General features: G+C 79.3%; 2 protein-coding genes. Both read left to right on the plus strand.

Annotated elements, in window-relative coordinates; all coding sequences use genetic code 11:
• A partial coding sequence (locus tag AB0D10_RS46255; protein ID WP_360269120.1) for a hypothetical protein occupies positions 1–288 on the plus strand: 288 nt, incomplete at its 5' end.
• Entirely contained in the window at positions 285–1,727 is a 1,443-nt protein-coding gene (locus tag AB0D10_RS46260; protein WP_360269123.1) for a S8 family serine peptidase, read from the plus strand. The genes AB0D10_RS46255 and AB0D10_RS46260, both read left to right, overlap by 4 nt.
• The last annotated feature ends 159 nt before the right edge of the window (positions 1,728–1,886 follow it).

A 1,886-nucleotide genomic window follows, 5' to 3' on the forward strand; every position in this document is an offset into this window, starting at 1 on the left:
GCCTTCGACCACTACAGCGCCGACGAACTCGTCACCATCGTGCGGCTGCAGGCCGAACAGGCCGGCTACGTCTGCGCCCCCGAGACCCTCGCCGCCCTGACGCAGCTGTGCGAAGCCGTCCCGCGCGACCGCACCTTCGGCAACGGCCGCTTCGCCCGCCAGACCCTGGAAGCGATGATCACCCGGCAGGCCGGCCGCCTCGCCCGCCTCGACATCGGCGACGTGTCGGAGCTGAGCCTGCTGCTCCCGCAGGACATCCCCGCACTGCTCCAGCGGAGCGGCGCGTGACGGGCGGTCACGCCCGCCCGCGCCGCGTCGGGCCCGCCTCGACGGCGGCCGCCGCCGTGCTGTGCTGCGGTGTCCTGCTGGTGCCGGCCACCCCGGCCGGCGCCGCCCCCGGCGCCCCGGCCCCCGGAGCCCCGCTGCCCGGCGTCCCGGTCGCGGGCGTCCCCGTCGCCGGCACGCCCGCCGCGCCGGGCACCGCCCGCCCGGGTCCCACCCCCTCCGGCGGAGACGCGGCGCTGCCCGTGATCGGGCAGAACCGGGGCACCGGCCGCACGGACGGCTGCGTGAAGCCCTCCGACAAGGACACCGACCGGATGCCCTGGGCGCAGGCCTTCCTGCGCCCCGAGGCCGCCTGGCAGCTCGGCCGCGGCGCCGGGGTGACCGTCGCCGTCGTCGGCTCCGGGGTCGACCCGGCCTCCGGCGTCCTGGGCGAACGCCTGGTGCCGGGGCCGCGCGAGTACGGCGACGGCGGCTCCACCCGCGACTGCGTCGGCCACGGCACGTTCCTGGCCGGGCTGATCGCCGCCCGCCACCGCGACGGCGTCGGCTTCACGGGCATCGCCCCCGAGGCGCGGATCCTCGCCGTCGCCGTGACCGACGACGCCGGGAACACCACCGCCGCCCTGCTGGCCAGGGGCATCCGCGACGCGGCCGACGGCGGCGCCCGGGTGATCGCGGTCGCCCTGCCCGTCACGGCGGGCAACGAGGACCTGGCCGGCGCGGTCCGCTACGCCGACGGCAAGGGCGCCCTGGTGGTCGCCCCGGCCGCGCCCGACCAGGGCGGCGGCTCCGCGGCCGCCGCCCAGGCCCCTGCGGAGGTGCTCACGGTGTCCGACCTGGCCCCGAACGGCGCCCCGCCCAGCGGCGGTTCGGACTCCGGCGGCTCGGGCGGATCCGGCGGATCCGGCGGGTTCGGTGGTTCGGGCGGCTCCGGCGGCTCCGGCGGTTCGGGCGGCTCCGGTGGTGCCTCCGGCGGGGCCGGGCGGATCGACCTGGTCGCCCCGGGGGACGCCATGATGAGCGTCGGGCCCGGCGGCAAGGGCTACTTCACCGGCTCGGGGCCCAGCTTCGCCGCCGCCGTGGTGGCCGGCACCGCCGCCCTGGTCCTCGGCTACCGCCCCGACCTCGGCCCGGCCCAGCTGAAGGACCGCCTGACCGCCACCGCCTACCACCCGGGCACCGCCCTGCCGGACCCCCGCCTCGGCTACGGCACGGTCGACCCGGCCGCCGCCGTCGGCGCCCCGGCGCCCGCCGCCGCGCCGACCACCCGCCCGGCCCCGACCGCGGCCGCACTCCAGCCGCCGCCCCCGGACCCGGCCGGCCGCGAGGCGATCGTGACGGCGGGCGCCGTCCTCACCGCCGTGGCCCTGATCACCGGCACCGCACTGGTCTGCACGGCCGGCCGCCGCCGCGCCTGGCGCCCCGGCCGCTGGCAGGCCTGACCCGCCCGCTTCCGGCCGCCGGCAGGTTCGACCCGCCCGCCCCGGCAGGGGGCTTGAGGACGGGCGACGCGAACTCCTTCCCCCCGTCCCCCTACATCCACGCCTACAACGCGGACGGCAAGGAGATCTACAACCAGAAGACGCAGCCCACAGCCAAGA

The organism is Kitasatospora sp. NPDC048545 (assembly GCF_040651155.1).
GTDB lineage: Bacteria > Actinomycetota > Actinomycetes > Streptomycetales > Streptomycetaceae > Kitasatospora.